Genomic DNA, 4,638 nt, shown 5'->3' with positions numbered 1-4,638 from the left:
GGGCGGCGCGGCGTCGTCGGCGCGGGCGCCGAGGCCGAAGCGGTTCAGCGCGATCGCGGCCGCCTGGGCGCGGGACGGAGCGTTCATACGGAGTCCTGCCGGCGTGGAAGATAAGCGTTACACGGCGCAGGCGCGGGAATCCGTCGCGGAAAACGAAAAATTTTGGGATAAACGGAGCCTGAGGCGGCGGAGGCGGGCGGCAGGCAGGCTGCGCGAGCCGGGTCAGGCGAGGGCGAAACGCCCGGCGCACATGGCGTGCGCCGGGCCTGAAAACCTTACTCCTCGCCCGGCCACCAGGGCTTCGGGGCGCGATCGATCAGGTAGTCGTCCAGATTTTTTTCCTGCAGCCACTTCGGGCGCGGGCCGCGGCCCGACCAGGATTGGCCCGAGGACGGATCGTAGTATTTCGCGGGCGTGGCCTTGCGCGGCTTGAGCGCCTGGCGGAAGCCGGCCGCGCGCAGCAGCTCGTCTTCGCTGATGCCGAATTCCTGCACCTGATCCTGCAGCGTCGCGAGCAGGGCGCGCTTGCCGTCCGCCTTCGCGTCCGCGATCTGGCGGTCGAGTTCGCGCAGTTGTTCTTCGAGAACGTTGAGGTTATTGCTCATTGTGGGTCGCGGGTCGATAAGTGGGGCGGCAAGTGGCGATAGGGCGCCATATTACTAGGCTCTGACCACAATTTCATCAATCGCTGACAACTGCATCGATTATTCGGAACATTTAATGACAGCGGATTACCGGGCGCAAGGTTTGTATGAAGATCGGGGCGGCCGGGCGTACGCCGGCGGCCCCGAAAAACAACGCGCCGCGCAGCCGGAACGGCGCTGCGCGGCGCACGGGTCGGGCTGCGACCCGGGGGCGGACGGGCGGAATCAGGACGCGATGCCGACGCCGAACACGTGCATCTTGCCGGCGCTGACCTGGCGCGGCAGCGTGATGCTCGACACGATCTTGCCGGCCGGCACCGGGATCGTCTGCGCGAAGAGGTAGGTCTTCACGCCGTCCTTCTGGCCGTCGCCGCCGTTGCGGTAGGCCATCGTCACGGCGATCGCCGAGGCCGGGCTGGCACTGCCGCCGTTCAGCGTCCAGTCGTCGAACGCCAGCGTGACCGCCTGGCTGGTGCCGTCGGCGAAGTTCAACTGCGCCACGCCCGTGCTCGGCCCGTTATTGGCCGAGCCGACCACCACCACGCCCTTGCCGTCCGGCACCGGCGGCAGCATCACGGTCTGGCCCACCGTGACGGTGTTGTCGAGCGTGAGCGGCCCGCCGCCGATCGTCACGGCCGCGCCCGCCACCGGGAACGGCTTGCCGGGCTGCACGCCGGCCGCCGCCAGCGCGTTCAGCGAGTAGCTGAACAGGCTGCCGTCGAAATCCGCGCCCTGGCCGTCGGTGTTGCTGGCGCCGTCGGCGCTGAAGCCGCGGTTGTTGAAGCTGTCGGCCGCGTCGAGCGCCACCGGCACGCCGAACGACGGCGGCTGCACGTTGGTGCCCCACTGGGTCGGCGCGTCGCCCATCGCGAAGCGCAGCGTCGCGCCGTTGGCCAGTGCGTCGTAGGCGATCCACGGGCTGTGCTGGGCACGGCCGTCGATCGACAGCGATTGCACGTAGCCCGAGGCCGGCGCGCCCGCCGCGCGGATCCGCAGGCTGCGGCCGTTGCCGAGCCGCACGTCGATCTGCGGGAACTGCGGGCTGCCGATCGCGAGGCCGGCCACGCCCGGGATCTCCGGATACAGGCCGAGCGCGCCCCACACGTACCAGCCGGACACGGCGCCGAGGTCGTCGTTGCCGGGCAGGCCGTCCGGGCCGGTGCCGAAGGCGGTGCTCATGATCTGCTGCACCGTGCGCTGGGTGCCCGAGGGCGAGCCGGCCCAGTTGTAGAGCCACGGCACCTCGAACGTCGGCTCGTTGCCCATGTAGAAGTTCGGCAGGCTCAGGCCGGCATTGAGCACCGTGAAGAACGTGTCGAGCCGCGAGGTCACGGCCGTGTTGCCGCCGAGCTGCGCGAACAGGCCGGCCGGGTTGTACGGCACCATCCACGTGTACTGCTCGGCGTTGCCTTCGACGTAGTTGTCGCCGCTGCTCGGCGTTTCGGCGATCCACGCGCCGTTCGACTGGCGCGCGGCGATCAGCGGCGGCGTGAGCGAGGTGTTCAGCAGGTTCTGCCAGTACGCCGAACGGCCCAGCAGCATGCGCTGCGTGGCGGTGTCGCCCATCGCGGCGGCGAAGCGCGAGATCGCGAAATCGCTGCTCGTGTATTCGAGCGTGGACGACGCCTGCCCCCATTCGCCGCTGGTGATGTAGCCCGTCTGCAGATAGCTCGCGCGGCCGCCGTTGGTGGTGGCGCCGTTGCAGGCCGTGCCGGGGATGTTGGCCATCTTCACCATGTGCTGCAGCGCCGATTGCGTGTCGAAGCGGCGCGCGCCGAATGCGTAGGCGTTCGAAACGATCAGCGAGCCGGCGTCGCCCGGCATCACGCCGTCTTCCACGTTGTCGTTGACCCAGTGCGGAATCGCGCCGCACTGATCGGCGTCGTTCACGAGCGACTGGATCATGTCGCTGGTGTCGGACGGGTTCAGGATCGCCTTCAACTGGATCAGCGAGCGGTAGATGTCCCAGCCCGAGAACGACGAGTATTGCGCGCCCTGCCCCTTCGCGACCTGGTGCACCTGGCTGTCGAAGCCGAGGTACTGGCCGTTCGCATCGCTGAAGATGCTCGGCGCCCACAGCGCGTGATACAGCGCGGTGTAGAACTTGGTCTTCGCGTCGGCCGTGCCGCCCGCCACGCGGATCGCGTTCAGCGCGTTGTTCCAGGTGCTGTCGGCCTGTGCGCGCACGCCGTCGAAATCCCAGCCGCGGTTTTCCGCGTCGAGGTTCGCCTTCGCGTTCGCCACGCTCACGTACGAGATGCCGATCTTCATCTTGACCGTCTTGCCCGAGGCGAACGCGAGATGCGCCACGCCTTGCGAGACGGCGGTGCCCGACACGAACGGCCGGTCGAACATCGCGTAGAAGTACACCGGCACCGCCACCGAGTTGCCGCAGAAGCCGCCGCCGGTGGTGCTGCCCGAGATCGCGCTGTCCGACACCTGCGTGATCGCCCCGGCCGTGGACGTGCGCGTGTTGGTGCGGGTGGCGTCGAGCACCAGCAGCGCGGGCTTGCCCGCCGGGTAGGAGAACTGACCGAAGCCGGTGCGCAGCGTGGCCGTCAGTTCCACCTTGATCTGCGAATCGAGCAGCACCGAGTAGTAGCCGGGCTTGGCGATTTCGTTGGCATGACTGAAGGTCGGCACGAGCTGGGTGGCGTCGGTGGTCGGCATCACGGGGAATTCGCCGTCGTTGCCGCCGCAGCCGGCGCCGGGCATGTGCGTGACGCTGAAGCCCTGGATCGAATGGATGTCGTAGTAGTAGCCGGCCGGCGAGCCCGGCTCCTTGCTGTCGTTCGGCGCGGGCGTGGTGTTGGTGTCCGGCGCCCATTGCACCATGCCCGAGGGCAGGCCGGCGGCCGGCACCACGCTGCCCGCCTGCCCGGCCGGCACCGGGTTCGGCGAATTGCTCGCGAGCGTGCCGATCAGCGGATCGACGTATTGCGTCAACGACAGCGTGCGGCCGTCGTCGAGATCGACCGTATCGGCGGCGTTGGCCGAAGGCCGCGCCGCCAGCACCGACGGGGCCCCTGAGCCGCCGTCGTCACCCCCACACCCGCTCAACGCGCACGCCACGGCCAGGGTGGCGGCGAGCGTCGTGAATCGATTCATGATCGTCTCTCTCCGTTCTTCTCTGCTTATTCGTGTTCGGCGACTCGTGCGAACGAACCGCCGGCTCGTCGTGAATCTTTTGCTTCATTTTCTTTCCGAATCTTTGCAGCGGTAACAAGACTAGGAGTCGCGCTCCGGCGGCGTCAATCGAATAAACACATCTGTAATATTTTTCTTGGATTTACTAAACGATGCGCAACGCGACGCAACGCGGCGCTGTTGTATTCAATGTTTGCGTGCCGGATTTTCGGCATCCGCCGATGCGGCGCCGCGATGCGCGGGGGGCGGCTGGGGCGAGGCGCGGGAGCGCGACATGAACGCGGCGGCGCTGCTGCGAGCGCACATCGCGAAGGCGGGGGAGACGGATCGGTCCGTCGAGGCGAACGGGTGCGCCTCGACGGCGGGCAGGTGCTAACAGGCGTGTGTCATGGATGCGACGGCTGGCCGTTGCGTGCGGCCGGCATGCGCCACTGGCCGCTGCGTCTGAGGCCGTCGACGAAGCGTTGCCGTTCGTCGGGCGACAGCGATTGCGCGAAATCCACCACGTTGCTTTCGACCTGCGCGCGCAGATGCGCATCGGCGTCGCGCGTGCGGGCCAGCGCTTCGTCCACGGCCGGGCGGTCGAGTTGCGGCGCGGCCAGCAGGTCGAGCACGTCGCGGCGGCCTTCGCGCGCCTCGCGCACGAAGATGCGGCTTTCGCGGCGCGCCGATTTGAGCGCCTCGTGGAATTGCTCGGTGCGCTCGGGCGCGAGGCCGTCGGCCGCGAAGCGCAGCGCGAGCTTCGCGCCGGGCTTGCCGGCCGCGTTGCCGCCGGGGTGGCGCGCGAACCATTGATAGGCGCCGCCGGCGATCGCGCCGAGCAGGAACACGTTCAGCACGATCGAGA

The 4,638-nt window shown here is 68.4% G+C and carries 3 protein-coding genes; all 3 read right to left on the bottom strand.

The window, feature by feature from the left end; all coding sequences use genetic code 11:
* Nucleotides 1-275: 275 nt before the first annotated feature.
* A complete protein-coding gene (locus G3N92_RS30900; protein WP_206131344.1) occupies nucleotides 276-605 on the bottom strand; it encodes an H-NS histone family protein in 330 nt (109 codons plus the stop codon).
* A 264-nt stretch (nucleotides 606-869) separates the two neighbouring features.
* Nucleotides 870-3,752 carry a GH92 family glycosyl hydrolase gene (locus tag G3N92_RS30895; protein ID WP_206131343.1) on the bottom strand — a complete coding sequence of 961 codons (2,883 nt, stop codon included), beginning with the start codon at nucleotides 3,750-3,752 and terminating at the stop codon, nucleotides 870-872.
* A 425-nt stretch (nucleotides 3,753-4,177) separates the two neighbouring features.
* Nucleotides 4,178-4,638, bottom strand: a 461-nt coding sequence (locus G3N92_RS30890; RefSeq protein ID WP_206131342.1) for a periplasmic heavy metal sensor, incomplete at its 5' end; no start/stop codon positions are given.

Source organism: Burkholderia sp. Ac-20379 (genome assembly GCF_017104645.1).
Lineage (GTDB): Bacteria > Pseudomonadota > Gammaproteobacteria > Burkholderiales > Burkholderiaceae > Burkholderia.
This window is presented reverse-complemented; position numbering and strand designations above follow the sequence as displayed.